Consider the following 17,644-nt stretch of genomic DNA (forward strand, 5'->3'; position numbering starts at 1 on the left):
TCCATGGCCACCGTGCGCGGCCTTGCCACAAGAGTAATGGGCGAGCAAAAGAATGACTCTAGTGCCCAGGGAGGATCTTTCGGCAATCGTTGCCCGATCCGCCAGGTGGGGGCCGTTTCCGGGGGCTCCGCGGGGCCGGGTCGGGACGGGAGGGGGCGGCTCCGCGACCTTGTGACAGAAGGTTCACGGCGCGGTCGCAGCTCCGCACGGCCCGGCGGCGCGCCCGGGGCCCGTGGTTAGCCTGTCCGGGCCCCGGGCGGGGGGCGCCCCCCAGGGGTGCCGGGCCCGGGCGGCGGTGATCGACGACGGTGATCGACAAGGGTGGGGAGACACGGACGTGCCGACACAGGGTGTGCGCGGAGCGGAGAGACCGGGCGCGGGCCGGGCGGGCCGGCCGGAGCTGTCGCGCCGGCGGCTGCTGCGGCTGGCGGGGGCGGGGCTGGGCCTGGCGGCCGGGGGCGCGGCGCTCACCGGCTGCGGACCGGAGGCGGAGGCGGACGGTCCGGCGGCGAAGGGCCCGGACCAGGGCACGGCCGCGCCGGACGGCGGCTTCACCACCCCGCCGCCGGGGACCGCGCCGAAGCCGCTGTGGCAGGAGGAGGCCGCCTTCGGGGCGCTCGGCAGCCTCGACGCGCTGGCGGTCGCGGGGAGCACGGTCCTGGTGTCCGGGGACCCGCTGGTCGGCCGGGACCTCGCCACCGGCGAGGAGCGGTGGTCGCGCAAGGGCGCGGCGGTGCCAGGTGCCCGGCTGATCCTGGGCGGCGGGACGCTCTACCTGACCAGCACCGAGTACGACGGCGACCTGGTCGGCCTGGACCCGGCCACCGGGAAGGAGACCTGGCGCAGCCGGCTCGGCGGCCGGGTGGACCTGCCCCGGCCGATCGCGGCGGACGGGGAACGCGTCTACGTCCTCGCCGGGCTGCTCGCCGAGGACAACAGCACGCCCGAGAGCGTGGTGGCGGCGATCGACACCCGGACCGGCAAGGTCGCCTGGAGCGAGCGCCGGGACGCCGGGACCGCGGAGCACGGCATCACCTCCACCGTGGCAGGTCCGCACCTCGTCTACACGGACCAGCGCAGAAACGTCACCGTGCGGGACGCGGCCACCGGTCGGCAGCGCTGGACGAAGAAGATCGGCCGGTCGAACTTCGTCCGCCTCGCCGTGCACCAGGGCCTCGTGATCGTCGCGGACGGCGACCGGCTGCGCGCCTTCGACGCCGTCACCGGCACGGAGCGCTGGACCCTGGCGACGGACGCGGGGAGCACCTTCAACGGCCCGGCGGTCCTCGACGGCGTGCTGCACGTCTCCGACAGCGGCCGCACCCTGTGGGCGGTCGACCCGGCGACCGGGAAACGGATCTGGCGCAACGAGGACCTGGGCGAGGCCGCGTACCCGGTGCAGTTCGCCAGGGCGGGCGGCACCCTCTACGGGGCGACGCAGTTCGACGCGGAGGGCGGGGTCCACGCGTACGAGGCGCGCACGGGCAGGCTGCGCTGGACGTACAACGACGGCTCGGGCTCGGGCGAGCAGTGGTACGTCACCGGGTCCGGCCAACGCCTGGTCGCGATGCACGGCCGCCGGGTGACGGGCCTCCCGGCGGTCTGACCCGACGGTCCGAGGCCCCTCCCGGCGGTCTGACCGACGGTCCGAGGCCCCTCCCGCCGGCCGTCAGCGGGCGGCCGGCGGGGCGCCGGTGCGGGCGACGAGCTCCCGCAGCCGCGCCTCCAGGACCCCCGGCGCGTCCGGGGTGAGCGAGGCCAGCGCGACCATCGCGGTGACGATCACATCGCACAGCTCGCTGTGCACGTCCTCCCAGCTGTGGCTCGCCCCCTTGCGCGGGTTGGCGCCCATCGCCCCGTGCACCGCCTCGACGACCTCGCCGAACTCCTCCCCGATCTTGATCACCCGCAGCAGCCGCGCGGTCTCCCCGGGCACCGGCACGGCCTCCGCGTCCAGCCACTCCACCAACCGCCGCACATCCGCCCACGCACTCGCGTCCATCCCGGCCTCTTCCCTCGCCCGCCGCGCCCGGTCGGGCCCGGCCGCCCACGACCTTCCCGCGCCCCGGCCCGTCCACGCACGGAAACGGCGTGCGGGGCGGTACGACGCTGTGCACGCCGTACCGCCCCGCATCCGGTCCGCGCTCAGCGCTTGCGGCGGCCCACACCGGCGATCCACCCGCACAGCAGGGCACCCGGCACCGCGACCAACGCGAAGACGGCCAGCCCCTCGGCGAGGTCGCCGTCCGGCGAAGTGAGCTGATGGTGGACGAGCAGACCGAGGAAGACAACGAAGATCGCGGCCGGCGCACCGACGGCCGCCCTCTGCTGCTGACTCATCCCTCGACCCCGTCCCCTCGGATGCACTTGCCGCCCTTGGCCCTGCCCATGTAAGTGAACCGCAGCTCGATGCCCTTCTCGCATTTCGCGCCACCCTCGGCGCCGAGGGTGGCGATGCAGGCGGGGACACCGGCCGCGACGACTTCCTCGCAGGTCAGCCCTGAGCCCCGAGGCCGCCGGGGCACCCGTGGGCGCTTCCGCGGGCCCGGGGGAGAACGCCCCGTCGCGACCCGCGCACGCGTGCGCGGCGTGGTGCCCGGAGCCGGACTTGAACCGGCACGCCCCCGAGGGGCAGCGAGGTTTAAGCTCGCCGTGTCTGCATTCCACCATCCGGGCGTGCACGCGGTCGGCGTCAGCACAGGAGCCTATCGGTGGAGATCGACCCGCCCCCGGGGTCCGTGGCCCGATGTTGCCCTGGGCGGTGGGCTCCTGAGGGGTCGTCAGGGCAGGTGGGACCGGTCGGTGCGGAGCCGGGGCGGGGTCCGGTGGGGGTCGGCGGGGGCGGGTGATTGACGAAAAAGCGCCGCCCGCGAGGTCCGGCGCCGTGATGAGCCCGTGGGAGGGGCGCCGTCATACCCAAGGATGACCGCGGGGCGGATCCCGTCCGACCGCAGAGGGCCCCGGAAAGGGGCATCGGGAGTGACGATCCGGGGCACCGGAGCGGACACGATGGAACGGTCCCCTTCAGCACGTCCCGACAGGAGCACTTCCGTGACCACCACTTCCCTCGCTCACCGCGCCACCGCCGTGGCCGCCCGCGCCACGGAACTGTCCAAGGTGTACGGACAGGGCGAGACCCAGGTGGTCGCCCTGGACCGGGTCAGCGTGGACTTCCAGCAGGCCGAGTTCACCGCGATCATGGGCCCCTCGGGCTCGGGCAAGTCGACGCTGATGCACTGCGTCGCCGGTCTCGACAGCTTCAGCTCGGGCTCGGTGCGCATCGGTGAGACCGAGCTCGGCTCGCTCAAGGACAAGCAGCTCACCCAGCTCCGCCGGGACAAGATCGGCTTCATCTTCCAGGCGTTCAACCTGCTGCCCATGCTCACCGCGAAGGAGAACATCACCCTCCCGATGGACATCGCGGGCCGCAAGCCCGACGCGGAGTGGGTGCAGCGGGTCATCGACATGGTCGGTCTGCGGGACCGGCTCGGGCACCGGCCGACCGAGCTGTCCGGCGGCCAGCAGCAGCGCGTCGCCGTCGCCCGCGCCCTCGCCTCCCAGCCGGAGATCATCTTCGGTGACGAGCCCACCGGAAACCTGGACTCCCGCTCGGGCGCCGAGGTGCTCGGCTTCCTGCGCAACTCCGTGCGCGAACTCGGCCAGACCGTCGTGATGGTCACCCACGACCCGGTCGCCGCCTCCTACGCGGACCGGGTGATCTTCCTGGCCGACGGCCGGATCGTCGACGAGATGCTGAACCCGACCGCGGACGGCGTCCTCGACCGTATGAAGGACTTCGACGCCAAGGGCCGCACCAGCTGACGCGCGCCGCCACGGCGCCCGGCCGGCGCGTCCGCGCCCCCCGGCCCGCCGCCCGGTGACCGGCCCCCCTTCCGCCGGGCACCGCACCCAGGAACCCACCTCAGTCGTCGGACCCGCGGCCACCGCGCCACGGGCCCTGTCCGGCCTGCGCCGGCATCCCTCCCCAGGACACACCATGTTCCGTACCGCCCTGCGCAATGTGCTCGCGCACAAGGCCAGGCTGCTGATGACCGTGCTCGCCGTGGTGCTCGGCGTCGCCTTCGTCTCCGGCACCCTGGTCTTCACCGACACCCTCTCCCATGCCTTCCGCAACCAGTCCGCGAAGAGCTACGACGACGTGGCCGTCGCCGTGACCTCCTACGCGAGCGCGGACGACCCGGGCAAGGAGCCCGGCCTCTCCCAGAAGGCGGTGGACGAAATCCGCGGCCTGGACGGCGTCGCCGGCGCCTACGGCCGCGTCGACGGCTTCGCCGGTGTCGCCGACCCGGACGGCAAGCTGATCGGCGTCGGCTGGTCCAACAGGGGCGCCAACTTCGCCCCCGGCAAGGACGGCGAGGACCCGGCCTACACCTTCACCGAGGGCTCCGGCCCCGTGCAGGCCGACCAGGTCGCCCTGGACAAGGACTCGGCCGCCAAGGGCGAGTACAAGGTCGGCGACCGGGTGCGCGTCGCGACCAACGGCCCGGTGCAGGAGTACACCCTCAGCGGGGTGTTCACCACCAAGGACGGCGCGGTCAACGCGGGCGGCAGCCTGGTCCTCTTCGACACCCCCGTGGCTCAGAAGCAGTACCTCAAGCCCGGCTACTACAGCGCCCTGACCGTCACCGCCGCCCCCGGCGCGGACGCCGGCGCGATCCTGGACGCCGTCGAGCCGCTGGTCCCCGAGGAGGCCGAGGCCAAGACCGGTCAGGCGCTCGCGGCCGAGGAGGCCCGGGACATCGAGCAGGGCCTCAGCGCGCTCAGCCAGGTGCTGCTCGCCTTCGCCGGCATCGCCCTGTTCGTCGGTGTCTTCCTGATCTCCAACACCTTCACGATGCTGGTCGCCCAGCGCACCAAGGAGCTGGCCCTGATGCGGGCGGTGGGCGCCTCCCGGAGGCAGATCACCCGCTCGGTGCTCCTGGAGGCCGCGCTCGTCGGACTCGTCGCCGCCACCGTCGGCTTCGTCCTCGGCGTCGGGCTGGCGCTGGGGCTGCGCTCCGGTATGAACGCCTTCGACATGAAGATCCCGGCCGGGCCGCTGGTCCTCTCGGCGACGCCGGTCGTCGCCTCCCTCGCGGTCGGTGTGCTGATCACCATGCTCGCCGCGTGGCTGCCCGGCCGCCGGGCCGCGAAGATCCCGCCGGTCGCGGCGATGAGCAGCGTCCACGCGGCCGCCACCACCAAGTCCCTGGTGGTGCGGAACTCGATCGGCGCGGCGATCACCGCCCTCGGCGCCTTCGGGATCGTCGCGGGCGCCGGCACGGCCGGTGAGACGGGCCGCTACTACATCGCGGCGGGCGCGTTCTTCGCCCTCATCGGTGTGATCATCCTGATTCCGCTGCTCTCCCGGCCGGTCATCGCCCTGGTGCGGCCGCTGCTGGTGGGCCCGTTCGGGGTGTCCGGCAAGCTGGCCGGCCTGAACGCGGTCCGCAACCCGCGCCGCACCGGCGCGACCGCCTCCGCGCTGGCGATCGGTCTGACCCTGGTCACCGGCCTGTCGGTGCTCGGTGTGACCGTCGGCCAGGCGATCGACAAGACGACCACGGACCAGATCAAGGCCGACTACATGGTCACCATGGCGAACGGCGGCGACCTCGACCGGTCCGCCGTCACCGCCCTGGAGAAGGCCCCCGGCGCCGTGGCGGTCTCACCGCAGCAGGCCGTCTACTTCGAACTGGACGGCGAGTTCGCCTCCGCCTCGGCCGTCACCCCGGGCGCGATCGACAAGGTGCTCCGCGTCGACGTGGTCAGCGGCAGCACGGCCTCCCTCGCCGAGGGCCGGATCGCGGTCGCCGAGGACTCCGCGAAGAAGCACGGCTGGAAGGTCGGGGACCGGCTGCCGGTCGTCTACAACGACGAGAAGAAGGACACCCTGGAGGTCGGCGCGGTCTTCAAGGGCACCGAGTTCCTCTCGCCCGTGCTCGTGGACACCTCCGTGGTGAAGGAGCACGAGGCCAAGCCGTACATCCGCGAGATCTTCGTGAAGACGGACGGCGGCCGGACCGCGGCCAACGAGAAGGCCCTGATCAGCGCGCTCGGTGAGAACCCGGCGATCAACGTGATGGACCACCAGGACATCCGCGACCAACTCGGCGGCATGATCAACACGATGCTGAACATCATGTACGCGCTGCTGGCGATGGCCCTGATCATCGCGGTCCTCGGCGTCGTCAACACCCTGGCGATGTCCGTCTTCGAGCGGCAGCAGGAGATCGGCATGCTCCGCGCGATCGGTCTGGACCGGCGCCGGGTCAAGCGGATGGTGCGGCTGGAGGCGGTCGTGATCTCGCTCTTCGGCGCGCTGGTCGGCATCGGGCTGGGCTCGTTCCTCGGCTGGGCGGTCGGTGAGTCGATCCGGGACAGCATCCCGGCGTACGAGCTGGTCCTGCCGTGGGACCGGATCGCGGTCTTCCTGCTGCTGGCCGGGCTGGTGGGCGTGCTCGCCTCGCTGTGGCCGGCGCGGAGCGCGGCGCGGCTGAACATGCTCCGGGCGATCAAGACGGAGTAGCGTCCGGGGGACGCGAGGACACGGCGGAGGGCCGGGCACCCAGCGGGTGCCCGGCCCTCCGCCGTTCCGGGGACGGGGCTCAGGCGGAGCCGTCGGCCGTCCAGGTGCGGGTGCGGGGCGGGAGGCCGGAGGGGCCCGTGGGGAGGGGGCGGACGGCCAGGATCTGGTTGACGCCGATGCGGTTGCGTTCGAACGCGAGGGCGCAGGCGGCCATATAGAGGCGCCACACCCGGGCCCGCCCGGGTGTGGTGGCGCGGACCGCCGCCGCCCAGGAGGACTCCAGGTTGGCGACCCAGGCGCGCAGGGTGCGGGCGTAGTGCTCGCGGATCGCCTCCACGTCACGGACTTCGAAGCCCGCGTCCTCCAGCCCGGCGACCGTGCGGCCCAGCGGGAGGAGTTCGCCGTCGGGGAAGACATAGCGGTCGATGAAGTCGTCGAGGCGGTAGCCGGACTCGTCGGGCTCGGGGCGGCGCGCGATCTGGTGGTTGAGCAGCCGGCCGCCCGGCGCGAGCAGGGAGTGCAGCTGCCGGGCGTACTCGCCGAAGCGGACCTCCCCGACGTGCTCGGCCATGCCGACGGAGGAGATCGCCTCGTACGGGCCGTCGCGGACGTCCCGGTAGTCCTGCACCCGGATCTCCACGCGGTCGGTCAGGCCCTCCTCGGCGATCCGCTTGCGCGCGTAGGCGGCCTGCTCCCGGGAGAGGGTGACGCCGGTGACGCGGGCGCCGTACGCGCGGGCCGCGTGCAGGGCCATCGAGCCCCAGCCGCAGCCGACGTCCAGCAGCCGGTCGTCCGGGCGCAGCGCGAGCTTGCGGCAGACCAGGTCGAGCTTGTCCCGCTGGGCGTCCTCCAGGGTGCCGTCCGGCGCGTCCCAGTAGGCGCACGAGTAGACCATCGACGGGCCGAGGACCAGCTCGTAGAAGGCGTTGCCCACGTCGTAGTGGTGGCTGACGGCCGCGCGGTCCCGGCGGCGGGTGTGCAGGGGCCCGGACCGCCGGCGGGACTCCTCGGGGGGCGGCGGGGGCGGGGGCAGCGGGCCGCCGAGGCGCAGAAGTTCGCGGGCGGCGGCGCGGGTCCCGGGGTCCCGCAGGGGGTGCACGGCCGGCGCGTCCGGTTCCCGGTCCCACAGGGTCCCGGCGAGCCGACCGAGGAGGGTGTAGAGGTCGCCGTCCACGTCGAGTTCCCCGGCGACCCAGGCGCGGGCGAGCCCCAGCTCGCCGGGCCGCCACAGCAGCCGCCGCAGCGCACGGCGGTGGCGGACGACGAGGACGGGGCCGCCGGCCGGCGGGCCGGCCTCGCTGCCGTCCCAGGCCCGGACGCGGACCGGGAACGGCGCCCCCAGCAGTTCCTCGGCGAGAGTGGTCAGCCGCACTGCGGCACCGGCCATGGCACACACCTCCGTGACGCTGGATCCCACGCGATGCTTGCTCACGAAACGCTCACTACCGACAACAGAGTGACCGGCCCGGGGGCTTCCCGGCGACGGTGCGTACGGCGGGGCGGGTTCACGGGGCGGTCGGGGCGCTTCCCGGGGCGGTCGGGACTGCGGTGCGTACGGGGGCGGCGGGGCCGGGTACGCCGAAGGGGCCGCCTGCACCACGGATGGCAGGCGGCCCCTTCGGGGCTGTGCGGTGTCCTACGAAGCCTTGGCCTTCTCGGCCTCCGGCTTCACGGCGGCGGGCGCGGGGGCCGGGGTCGGCTTGGCCGCCTCGTAGAACTCCTCGCGCGGGGTCTCCATCGCACCGAGGGAGACGACTTCGCGCTTGAGGAACATGCCGAGGGTCCAGTCCGCGAAGACGCGGATCTTGCGGTTCCAGGTCGGCATGGCCAGACCGTGGTAGCCACGGTGCATGTACCAGGCGAGACGGCCCTTGAGCTTGATCTTCATCTTGCCCATGACGATCATCGCGACGCCCTTGTGCAGGCCGAGCCCGGCGACCGCGCCCTTGTTGGCGTGCTTGTACGTCTCCTGCGGGAAGCCGCGCATCCCGGAGATGACGTTGTCGCCGAGGACCTTCGCCTGACGCAGCGCGTGCTGGGCGTTCGGCGGGCACCAGGCGTTCTCGACACCGGCCGCGCGGGCGGCCATGTCCGGGACCTGGGCGTTGTCGCCCGCGGCCCAGATGTAGTCGGTGCCGTTGACCTGGAGCTTCTCGTTGCAGTCCACGTGGCCGCGGGGGCCGAGCGGCAGGCCGAAGCGGGCCAGGGCCGGGTTCGGCTTCACACCGGCGGTCCACACGATGGTGTTGGAGTCGACCTCCAGGCCGTTCTTCAGCACCACGTGGCCGTCGACGCAGGAGTCCATGGACGTCGAGAGGTAGACCTCGACCCCGCGGGCCTCCAGGTGCTCCTTGCCGTACGCGCCCAGCTTCGGGCCGACCTCGGGAAGGATCTTGTCGGCGGCGTCGACGAGGATGAAGCGCATGTCCTCGCGCTTGACGTTGTTGTAGTACTTGGCCGCGTCGCGGGCCAGGTCCTCCACCTCACCGATCGTCTCGGCGCCGGCGAAGCCGCCACCGACGAAGACGAAGGTGAGCGCCTTGCGGCGGACCTCCTCGTCGGTCGTCGAGTCGGCCTTGTCGAGCTGCTCCAGGACGTGGTTGCGCAGGCCGATGGCCTCCTCGATGCCCTTCATGCCGATGCCCTGCTCGGCGAGGCCGGGGATCGGGAAGGTACGGGAGACGGCGCCGAGCGCGATCACCAGGTAGTCGAAGGGCAGCTCGTACGCCTCGCCGACCAGCGGGGCGATCGTCGCGACCTTGCGGTCCTGGTCGATGGTCGTGACGCGACCGGTGAGGACCTCAGCCTTGGGCAGCACGCGTCGCAGCGGGACGACGACATGCCGAGGCGAGATGCTGCCGGCGGCAGCTTCGGGGAGGAAGGGCTGGTACGTCATGTACGAGCGCGGGTCGACGACCGTGACGGTCGCCTCGCCGTACCGCATCTTCTTCAGGATGCGACGTGCCGCGTACAGGCCTACGTACCCACCGCCTACAACGAGGATCCGGGGACGCTCCGTGGTGCTCATGCCATCGAGTATCCACCCACCCCGGCACCCCCCTTCGTGAGCCCCTTCACAAGGTTGCCGGTGTGCTCTGCTACACTCCGCCGCCCACGTGACCCAGGTCATGGTGCCGGGAGGGAACCCGGAGGGGGCATGACACGTTGTGCACCCCGCGTGAGCTGGACCGAAGGGCCGTGGGCGCGGCCGCGAGCGCTTCTCGCGGGGCCCTGACGGGGGCGCGCGGAAGGCCCTGCGCCCGCGCGCGCCCCGCCTTCCGAAGCCCAGCGGGCGGCTGCGGAGGGGATTTCAAGGGCCGGAAGGGCCCCTCGGGACCGAATTCCTTGTGAAGAACTTCACGAACTTTCTTCCGAGGGCGCGTCCGGGGGCTCCACGGGCCGGGTTCCGGGGCCCCGGGGGCCGGTGCGGAGGGCTCAGTCGACCAGGCCGAGGCGGGCGGCCCGGACCCCGGCGGCGAAGCGGCTCTCGGCCCCCAGCTTGGCGACCAGCCCGGTCAGCAGCCGGCGCAGGGTCCGCTCCGAACAGCCGAGCCGCCGGGCGATCGCCTCGTCCTTGGCACCGGCCGCCAGCAGGGCCAGCACCTCGCGCTCCCGGGGCGTCCACTCTTCCGCGGCGCCGGCGGGCGGCCGGGCGCCGTGGCCGTGGGCGGCGTGCGGCTCGTAGGGCCGGGCGGTGCTCCAGTGGTGGTCGAAGACCTGCGCGAAGCACCCGGCGAGCCGGGCGCCGTGCAGGATCACGTCCTCCGCCTGCTCTCCGCGCGGCCGGGCGGGGCCGAGCGCCAGCACGGTGACCGCCCGGTCCACGACGTTCAGATGGAGCGGGACGGTGGTGGCGAGACGTATCCGCGCGCCGTGCTCCAGCAGGACGGAGAGGTAGCGGGCCGCTCCGGTGAGACGGGCGGCCCGGGTGGACACGAGCAGCAGCATGGAGACCCCGCGCTCCAGCATGCGCAGGTCCTCGGGGAGGCCCGCGTCCAGCACCTCGGGGGCGGCGAACGACGAGCGCATGGCGAGGATCTCGTTCCGGCACAGCGCGTCCAGGTCCTCCATCCGGCTGCGCAGCCGGGCGCGGTCCGCGTAGAACTCCGCCTCCAGGGTCTCCCGGCCGGCCTGCCGCAGATCGGGCAGGAGCCGCAGGACGTCGCCGAGGGCGTCGAGATTGCGGTGCAGGGCGCCGAGCTGGGCGCGCTGCCCGGCGAGCAGCTCGTGCAGGGCGCGCTCCGGCGCGCCGACGCGGTCGTCGGCGGGGCCGCCGTCACCGTCCGGACCGGCGATCAGCCGCCGCTCGGCCAGCCACCGCCGCACCTCGGGCGGCACCTCCTCACCCCCGGGCAGACCGGGCCCGGGGGCCCGGTCCTCCCCACCGGGTTCGTCCCGCTGCGTAACCGGCATGCCGCCGACCCTAGGCGGCCTCACCGCCCCCGACCAGGGCCGTGCGGGGGGGTACGGGCGGGGCCGCCCCACCCGGGCGCGGGCCCGGGCTCACGCGGCCCCCGCCTCGGCGCGACGACCATGCCCATGGCGGGGCGAACACCCCGCCCCGGCGTGGCGTGCCGGTCCAGCGGTGCAGCGCGGCACCCTGCGCCCTGTCCAGGGCACGGCCCGGACGCAAGGGCCGCGCCCCCGGCGGCGACCGAGGGCACGGCCGGGGGCGCCGAGCGGCCCGCCCGCCCGGGCGCGGACCGCCCGCAGGACCACCCAGCCGGCGCAGGCCCGGGCCCGCGCGGGTCCGTCCCCTTCGCGCGGGCCTCCGGCCCGCCCTCGTGGCCGGTTGGGGTCATGCCCGAAACGGCCGTGGTCAACGGGGGCGCGGCGCCGCTATGTTGGCGCCGCGTACCGGTCGACGCGCCGGAGCCGCCGGGCGGCGATCCCGTCCCCGCGGCCGGTGCCGCCCCCTCGCGAGGGGCCCACAGCGTGCTGTTCCACCTTCCGCGCCACGTCCCGCCTCCCCGGCAGGCGGCCACCCACCGTTCTGCCGGCGGGGCGTGCGCTCCCCCACTCGCCGGCCCGGCGTCCCCGTGGCCGGTCCCACGAAAGGTGTCAGCTTCTCCATGCGCAGAACCCACCTCGGTGCCCTCGTCCTGGCCATGCCGCTGGCCCTGACCCCGGCACTCGGATCCGCCGCCTCCGCCGCCGAGCCCACCCCGCTCGTCGCGGTCGCCGACGCCCCCGCCGCCCAGGAGATCAAGGGCCGCTACATCGTCACGCTCGCCGGGAACGCCGACCCGGCGGCCGTGCTGAAGGCGCGGTCGCTCACCGCCCTGCACGTCTACGAGGAGGTCGTCAACGGCTTCGCCGCCGACCTGACGGCCGCCCAGCTCGCCCGGGTGCGGGCCGACTCCCGTGTGGTGTCCATAGAGGAGGACCAGAAGGTCGCCTCCGTCGCCACCCAGTACAACGCCCCCTGGGGCCTGGACCGCATCGACCAGCGCACCGGCCGGGACGGCTCGTACACGTACAACCGCAACGGTTCCGGCGTCACCGCGTACATCATCGACACCGGGATCGACACCGCGCACGCCGACTTCGGCGGCCGGGCCCGCAACGTCTTCGACGCCTTCGGCGGCAACGGCCAGGACTGCAACGGCCACGGCACCCATGTCGCCGGAACGGTCGGCGGCAGTACCTACGGCGTGGCCAAGGGCGTCCAGCTCCGCGGTGTCCGGGTGCTCAACTGCCAGGGCTCCGGCTCCTTCTCGGGCATCATCGCCGGGTTCGACTGGGTCCGGCAGAACGCCGTGAAGCCCGCCGTCGCCAACGCCTCCCTCGGCGGCGGCTACTCGCAGGCGCTGAACAACGCGGCCACCAACCTGGCCAACTCCGGTGTCCACCTGGCCGTCGCGGCGGGCAACGACAACCGGAACGCGTGCAACTACTCGCCCGCCAGCGCCGCCGGGACCATCACGGTCGCCGCGTCCGACTCCTCCGACCGCAAGGCGAGCTTCAGCAACTGGGGCAACTGCGCCGACATCTACGCCCCCGGCGTGAGCATCACCTCGGCCCGGGCCGGCGGCGGCTCCACCTCGATGAGCGGCACCTCGATGGCCTCGCCGCACGTCTCGGGCGTGGCCGCGCTCTACAAGTCGGCCAACGGGGACGCGTCCAGCGCCACCGTGAACAACTGGCTGATCTCCCACGCGACCACCAACGTCATCGGCGGCAATGTCAGCGGCACCCCGAACCGGCTGCTGTTCAAGTCCACCCTCTGACGCCCAGGGCCCCGGGGGACGCCCCGGGGCCACCAGTCCACTCCCGATCCGGCGCCGAGGAGGGGCACGGGGGAAGCCGGAACCCGCCCGGCCGGTCCATCGGACCGGCCGGGCGGCCGTCGTGGGCGTCCGCCCCGGGGCAGGCGCGTCGGCGCGCGGGTTCCGGCGCGCGGTGCCAGGCTGGGAAGGGGAGTGCCCCGCCCGAGCGGCGCGGGCCCCCGCCCCCCACCGCTCCTCTCCCGGAAAGCGAGGGCAACCATGATCACCACGGACTTCGTGCCCGGTTCCCCCTGCTGGCTCGACCTGGGCGCGCCGGACGTCGGCGCCGCCGCGGACTTCTACGGTTCCGTGTTCGGGTGGACGGCCCAGGCCGCGGGCGGCGGGAACGAGGGTGACGGCGACTACCGGCTCTTCGAGCGGGACGGCAAGGTCGTCGCGGCGGTCGGCAAGCTCACCGAGGAGGGCGCCAAGTCGGCCTGGACGGCGTACTTCCACACCCCGGTCCTCGACGACACGGTCCGCGCCGTGGAGCAGGCGGGCGGCTCGGTGCGCGGCGAGCCCTGGGGCGACACCGAGTTCGGCCGGCTCGCGCAGCTCACCGACCCGCAGGGCGCGCAGTTCGCCGTGTGGGAGCCGGGCGGCTTCGCCGGGTTCCAGGCGGTCGACGGCCCCGGCACCCTCGGCTGGATCGAGCTGATGACGACCGATTCGCCCGCCGCGCAGCGCTTCTACGGCGAGGTCTTCGGCTGGACCGGCCAGGACATGGAACTCCCCGGCGGCGGCGGGACATACACGATGGTGACGCCCGCCGGACAGTCGGATGAGCGTATGTTCGGCGGGGTGATGGGCACCCCGGAGCTGTTCGCCTCGGGGGAGAACAAGCCCTACTGGCACCCGGTCTTCGTCACCGAGGACTGCGACGCGACCGTGGCGAAGGTCCGGGAGAGCGGCGGTTCCCTCTCCATGGGACCGGAGGACGCGGAGGGCGTCGGCCGCCTCGCGGTGTGCACGGACCCGGCGGGCGCGGAGTTCGTCGTCCTCAAGCCGGCGGAGCCGGCGGGCTGACCCCGCCGGCCCCGCCGGCCCCACTGATCCCGCCGACCCCGCCGACCCGTCGGGGTACCCGGGAGGGCGCGCCGCGTGCTCAGATCCAGCCCTCGGCGGCCTTGTAGGCGATGCCGTCCAGGATGTCGTGCTCGCTGACCACGACCTCCCGGGCCCCCGCCCGCTCCATGATCGTGCGCAGCACCAGCGCCCCGGCCTGGATCACGTCGACCCGGCCGGGGTGCATCACGCCGATCGCCGCGCGCTCGTCGTGGGTCGCGCCCAGCAGCATCGCGGTGACCTCGGCGACCTGCTCGTAGGAGATCCGCGCGTGGTGGATCGCCTCGGAGTCGTACGCGTCGAGCCCCAGGGCGATCCCGGCGACCGTGGTCACCGAGCCGGCGAGGCCGACCAGGGTGCGGGCCCCGGTCAGCGGGACGGACTCGGCCGCGAGGTCGAGGGCCGCCTCGATGTCGGCGCGGATCGCCGTGATCTGCGCCTCGGTCGCCGGGCTGGACGGCGCGTGCCGCTCGGTGAGGCGGACGCAGCCGATGTCCACGGACCGGGCGGCCCGGGCGTGGTCCTCGCCGACGACGAACTCGGTGGAGCCGCCGCCGATGTCCACCACCAGGTACGGCCTGGGCAGGTCGGTCCGGCCGGTGAGCGAGCGGGTGGCGCCGGTGAAGGAGAACTCGGCCTCCTGGTCCCCGGTGATCACCTCCGGCTCGGTGCCCAGGATGTCCAGGACCCCGGCGACGAACTCCGCGCGGTTCTCGGCGTCACGGGAGGCGGAGGTGGCGACGAAGCGGACGGTCTCGGCGCCCAGTTCCTTGATCACCCCGGCGTACTCGCGGCAGGCGGTGAAGGTGCGCTCCAGCGCCTCGGGGGCGAGCCGGCCGGTGCGGTCGACGCCCTGGCCGAGGCGGACGATGGTCATCCGCCGGTCGAGGTCGGTCAGCCGGCCGGTGGCGGTGTCGACGTCGGCGACGAGCAGGCGGATGGAGTTGGTGCCGCAGTCCACGGCGGCGACCCGGGTCACGCTCACGCGCCCGCCCCCTGGCCCGGGGCGTCGCCGGTGGCGCCCTGCGGGGCGTCCGCGTCGGCGGGCTTCGGGTCGCAGCCCGTGACGCACGGGCCCTTGCGCCACCACTCGGGGAGCATCGCCAGGGCCTCGTCGCCGAAGGGGTTGACCCCGGGGCCGGCGGCCAGCGAGTGGCCGACCAGGACATGGAGGCACTTCACCCGGTCCGGCATACCGCCCGCGCTGGGGAAGCCCCGGAGCACCTCGATCGCGTCCCGGCGGGCGAGGTAGTCCTCGTGCGCCGAGCGGTAGGCGTCGGCCAGCTCCGGGTCGGTGGCGAGCCGGGCCTGCATCTCCTTCATCACGCCGTTGGCCTCCAGCGTGCCGATCGCGGAGGCGGCACGCGGGCAGGTCAGGTAGTACAGCGTCGGGAAGGGGGTGCCGTCGGGCAGGCGGGGAGCCGTCTCGACGACGTCCGGCTGCCCGCAGGGGCAGCGGTGGGCGATCGTCCGCAGGCCGCGGGGCGGCCGGCCGAGCTGCTGCTCGAACGCGATGATGTCCGCGTCACTCGGCGCGGTGTGCTCGGTGGTGGGAGGAGGGGTTTCCATGCCTGCCTTGCTGCTGTGTCCGCTGGTGGGTGGGCTGGTGGGCGGGCCGCCGGCGCGGGGGCGGCCGGGCGGCGGCGGTGTCGGCGTGCCGCGCGCTACTTGCGGTCGGCGTTGTCGACGCCGTTGAAGACGTTGGAGTACCAGGGGCGGTCGCCCGCCTCCGGGTCGCGGCGGCGCTCCTCGGCCGCCTCGGGGTCGATCACGGTGTAGCCGGTCTCCCCGGGGAGCACATAGTGCAGGTGCTCACGGGCGAGGCGCCGGACGTAGGCGTCGTCCTGGAGGCGGGCCTTCTCGTCCCGCAGGTGCTCGACCTGCGCGCGCGCCTCCTCCATGAGGCGCTCCTGCTCGGCGATCTCCGCCCGCTGGGAGACGTACTGCCGCATCGGGTAGGCGAGGGCGACGACCAGGGAGCAGACGACGAGCGCGAGGAACGCGGCCCGGCCGGTGAGCCGGGAGCGGCGGTCCTGGCGGCGGCTCTGGGAGCGGTAGACGCGGGCCGCGGTCTGCTCCCCGAGCAGCCGCAGCCTGGTCGCGGTGGAGAACCGGTCCGGCTCCGGCCTGCGCCCCATGGGCTCGCCTCCCCAACTTCCCGCTCCTCGCGCGCGCCGCTGCACACGCGTACGTCCCCGGACACGGTACGGGACCGGGGACGGGGACGTACGGAGGCGGGGTCACACCGCCCGCGCGGGGCGGCGGTGTCCGCCGGGAGAGCGTCAGCCCTCGTAACGGCTGTGCCTGTCAGCCCTCGTAGCGGAAGCGGGGGAACGCCGAACGGCCCGCGTACACCGCCGCGTCGTCCAGGATCTCCTCGATGCGCAGGAGCTGGTTGTACTTGGCGACGCGCTCGGAGCGGGCCGGGGCGCCGGTCTTGATCTGGCCGCAGTTGGTGGCGACGGCCAGGTCGGCGATGGTGACGTCCTCGGTCTCGCCGGAGCGGTGGGACATCATGCACTTGAAGCCGTTGCGCTGGGCCAGCTCGACGGCGTCCAGGGTCTCGGTCAGCGAGCCGATCTGGTTGACCTTGACGAGCAGGGCGTTGGCGGCGCCGTCCTCGATGCCGCGGGCCAGGCGCTCCGGGTTGGTGACGAAGAGGTCGTCGCCGACGATCTGGACCTTGGAGCCGAGGCGGTCGGTGAGGACCTTCCAGCCGGCCCAGTCGTCCTCGAACAGCGGGTCCTCGATGGAGACCAGCGGGTACGCGGCGGCAAGCTCCTCGTAGTACTCGGTCATCTCGGCGGCCGAGCGGGACTTGCCCTCGAACTCGTAGACGCCGTCCTTGTAGAACTCGGAGGCGGCGACGTCGAGCGCCAGCGCGATGTCCTTGCCGGGGGCGTAACCGGCCTCCTTGATCGCCTCGATGATGAGGTCGAGGGCGGCGCGGTTGGAGTCGAGGTTCGGCGCGAAACCGCCCTCGTCGCCGAGGCCGGTGGACAGGCCCTTGGTCTTCAGCACCTTCTTGAGGGTGTGGTAGACCTCGGTGCCCCAGCGCAGGGCCTCGGAGAAGGACTCGGCGCCGATCGGCGCGATCATGAACTCCTGGATGTCCACGTTGGAGTCGGCGTGCGAGCCGCCGTTCAGGATGTTCATCATCGGAACGGGCATCAGGTGCGCGTTCGGGCCGCCGAGGTAGCGGAAGAGCGGCAGGTCGGACGCCTCGGAGGCGGCGTGCGCGACGGCGAGGGAGACGCCGAGGATGGCGTTGGCGCCGAGGGAGGACTTGTCCGGGGTGGCGTCCAGGTCGAACATCGCCTGGTCGATCAGGCGCTGCTCGGTGGCGTCGTAGCCGACGAGCTCCGGGCCGATCTGCTCGATGACGGCGAGGACGGCCTTCTCGACGCCCTTGCCCTGGTAGCGGTTCTGGTCCCCGTCGCGGAGCTCCAGGGCCTCGAACGCACCGGTGGAGGCGCCGGACGGAACGGCAGCACGACCGGTGCTGCCGTCGTCGAGGCCGACCTCGACCTCGACCGTGGGGTTGCCTCGGGAGTCCAGGATTTCCCGGGCTACGACGACGTCGATGGACGGCACGAGCATCTCCTTCTGGGATGTGACGCGAGATAGGTGCAGAGGTCTGCTTGGCCTTGCGGCAAGAGCCTAACCGCACCGGAGGGAAAGGCCGCCCGATGCCCGCTCCCTGGGACGAAAAAGGACATCAAGAGCGGAGAAAGGGGCGGAACCCCAGCCTCCGCGCCCGGACCCCGGCCGCGGGGGCCGG

Annotated in this window: 15 protein-coding genes and 1 tRNA gene; 5 read left to right on the top strand and 11 right to left on the bottom strand. The window is 73.6% G+C overall.

Annotated features, from left to right (window positions below):
• Nucleotides 1-415 precede the first annotated feature (415 nt).
• On the top strand, nt 416-1,606 hold the full coding sequence (locus ABZ457_RS15030; RefSeq protein WP_359157983.1) for a PQQ-binding-like beta-propeller repeat protein: 1,191 nt from the start codon (nt 416-418) through the stop codon (nt 1,604-1,606).
• Nucleotides 1,607-1,669: 63 nt separating this feature from the next.
• On the opposite strand, the gene ABZ457_RS15035 is transcribed toward ABZ457_RS15030, so the two are convergent.
• From ABZ457_RS15035 to ABZ457_RS15050, 4 genes are all read right to left on the bottom strand, one after another.
• Nucleotides 1,670-2,002, bottom strand: a complete 333-nt coding sequence (locus ABZ457_RS15035) for a MazG-like family protein (RefSeq protein ID WP_359157857.1) — start codon at nt 2,000-2,002, stop codon at nt 1,670-1,672.
• A 143-nt stretch (nt 2,003-2,145) separates the two neighbouring features.
• Complete coding sequence (locus tag ABZ457_RS15040) at nt 2,146-2,340, bottom strand: hypothetical protein (protein ID WP_359157859.1); 195 nt, start codon at nt 2,338-2,340, stop codon at nt 2,146-2,148.
• Complete coding sequence (locus ABZ457_RS15045) at nt 2,337-2,525, bottom strand: hypothetical protein (protein WP_359157861.1); 189 nt, start codon at nt 2,523-2,525, stop codon at nt 2,337-2,339. Before ABZ457_RS15045 ends, ABZ457_RS15040 begins: the two co-directional genes overlap by 4 nt.
• A 65-nt stretch (nt 2,526-2,590) precedes the next feature.
• Nucleotides 2,591-2,676 (bottom strand) — tRNA-Leu (locus ABZ457_RS15050).
• A gap of 375 nt (nt 2,677-3,051) precedes the next feature.
• Here ABZ457_RS15050 and ABZ457_RS15055 point away from each other — a divergent pair.
• Together ABZ457_RS15055 and ABZ457_RS15060 are read left to right on the top strand one after the other, a co-directional pair.
• The gene (locus tag ABZ457_RS15055) at nt 3,052-3,822 is read left to right on the top strand and encodes an ABC transporter ATP-binding protein (protein WP_359157863.1); all 771 of its coding nucleotides are present in this window, start codon (nt 3,052-3,054) and stop codon (nt 3,820-3,822) included.
• A 175-nt stretch (nt 3,823-3,997) separates the two neighbouring features.
• Nucleotides 3,998-6,529, top strand: a complete 2,532-nt coding sequence (locus tag ABZ457_RS15060) for an FtsX-like permease family protein (protein ID WP_359157865.1) — start codon at nt 3,998-4,000, stop codon at nt 6,527-6,529.
• Between the two features lie 79 nt (nt 6,530-6,608).
• Here the strand turns inward: ABZ457_RS15060 and ABZ457_RS15065 are convergent, their stop codons facing one another.
• The 3 genes from ABZ457_RS15065 to ABZ457_RS15075 all read right to left on the bottom strand — a co-directional run bounded on the left by ABZ457_RS15065 (nt 6,609) and on the right by ABZ457_RS15075 (nt 10,942).
• Complete coding sequence (locus tag ABZ457_RS15065; RefSeq protein WP_359157868.1) at nt 6,609-7,916, bottom strand: cyclopropane-fatty-acyl-phospholipid synthase family protein; 1,308 nt, start codon at nt 7,914-7,916, stop codon at nt 6,609-6,611.
• A 249-nt stretch (nt 7,917-8,165) separates the two neighbouring features.
• On the bottom strand, nt 8,166-9,557 hold the full coding sequence (locus ABZ457_RS15070; RefSeq protein ID WP_359157871.1) for an NAD(P)/FAD-dependent oxidoreductase: 1,392 nt from the start codon (nt 9,555-9,557) through the stop codon (nt 8,166-8,168).
• A gap of 407 nt (nt 9,558-9,964) precedes the next feature.
• The gene (locus ABZ457_RS15075; protein ID WP_359157873.1) at nt 9,965-10,942 is read right to left on the bottom strand and encodes a helix-turn-helix transcriptional regulator; all 978 of its coding nucleotides are present in this window, start codon (nt 10,940-10,942) and stop codon (nt 9,965-9,967) included.
• A 659-nt stretch (nt 10,943-11,601) separates the two neighbouring features.
• On the opposite strand from ABZ457_RS15075, the gene ABZ457_RS15080 reads away from it, so the two are divergent.
• Nucleotides 11,602-12,759 carry a S8 family peptidase gene (locus ABZ457_RS15080; protein WP_359157875.1) on the top strand — a complete coding sequence of 386 codons (1,158 nt, stop codon included), beginning with the start codon at nt 11,602-11,604 and terminating at the stop codon, nt 12,757-12,759.
• A 258-nt stretch (nt 12,760-13,017) separates the two neighbouring features.
• Entirely contained in the window at nt 13,018-13,824 is an 807-nt protein-coding gene (locus tag ABZ457_RS15085; protein ID WP_359157878.1) for a VOC family protein, read from the top strand.
• 79 nt (nt 13,825-13,903) lie between these two features.
• Here the strand turns inward: ABZ457_RS15085 and ABZ457_RS15090 are convergent, their stop codons facing one another.
• The 4 genes from ABZ457_RS15090 to eno form a co-directional block, all read right to left on the bottom strand.
• Nucleotides 13,904-14,842, bottom strand: a complete 939-nt coding sequence (locus ABZ457_RS15090; RefSeq protein ID WP_359157984.1) for a Ppx/GppA phosphatase family protein — start codon at nt 14,840-14,842, stop codon at nt 13,904-13,906.
• Nucleotides 14,843-14,844: 2 nt separating this feature from the next.
• Nucleotides 14,845-15,432, bottom strand: a complete 588-nt coding sequence (locus ABZ457_RS15095; RefSeq protein ID WP_359157880.1) for a DUF501 domain-containing protein — start codon at nt 15,430-15,432, stop codon at nt 14,845-14,847.
• 95 nt (nt 15,433-15,527) lie between these two features.
• Nucleotides 15,528-16,001, bottom strand: coding sequence for a septum formation initiator family protein (locus ABZ457_RS15100; protein WP_359157882.1), 474 nt, complete (start codon nt 15,999-16,001; stop codon nt 15,528-15,530).
• 169 nt (nt 16,002-16,170) lie between these two features.
• Nucleotides 16,171-17,457: a phosphopyruvate hydratase gene (eno, locus tag ABZ457_RS15105; RefSeq protein WP_359157886.1), complete on the bottom strand. Its 1,287-nt coding sequence runs from the start codon at nt 17,455-17,457 to the stop codon at nt 16,171-16,173.
• Nucleotides 17,458-17,644: the final 187 nt, after the last annotated feature.

Source organism: Streptomyces sp. NPDC005805, assembly GCF_040630445.1.
GTDB lineage: Bacteria > Actinomycetota > Actinomycetes > Streptomycetales > Streptomycetaceae > Streptomyces.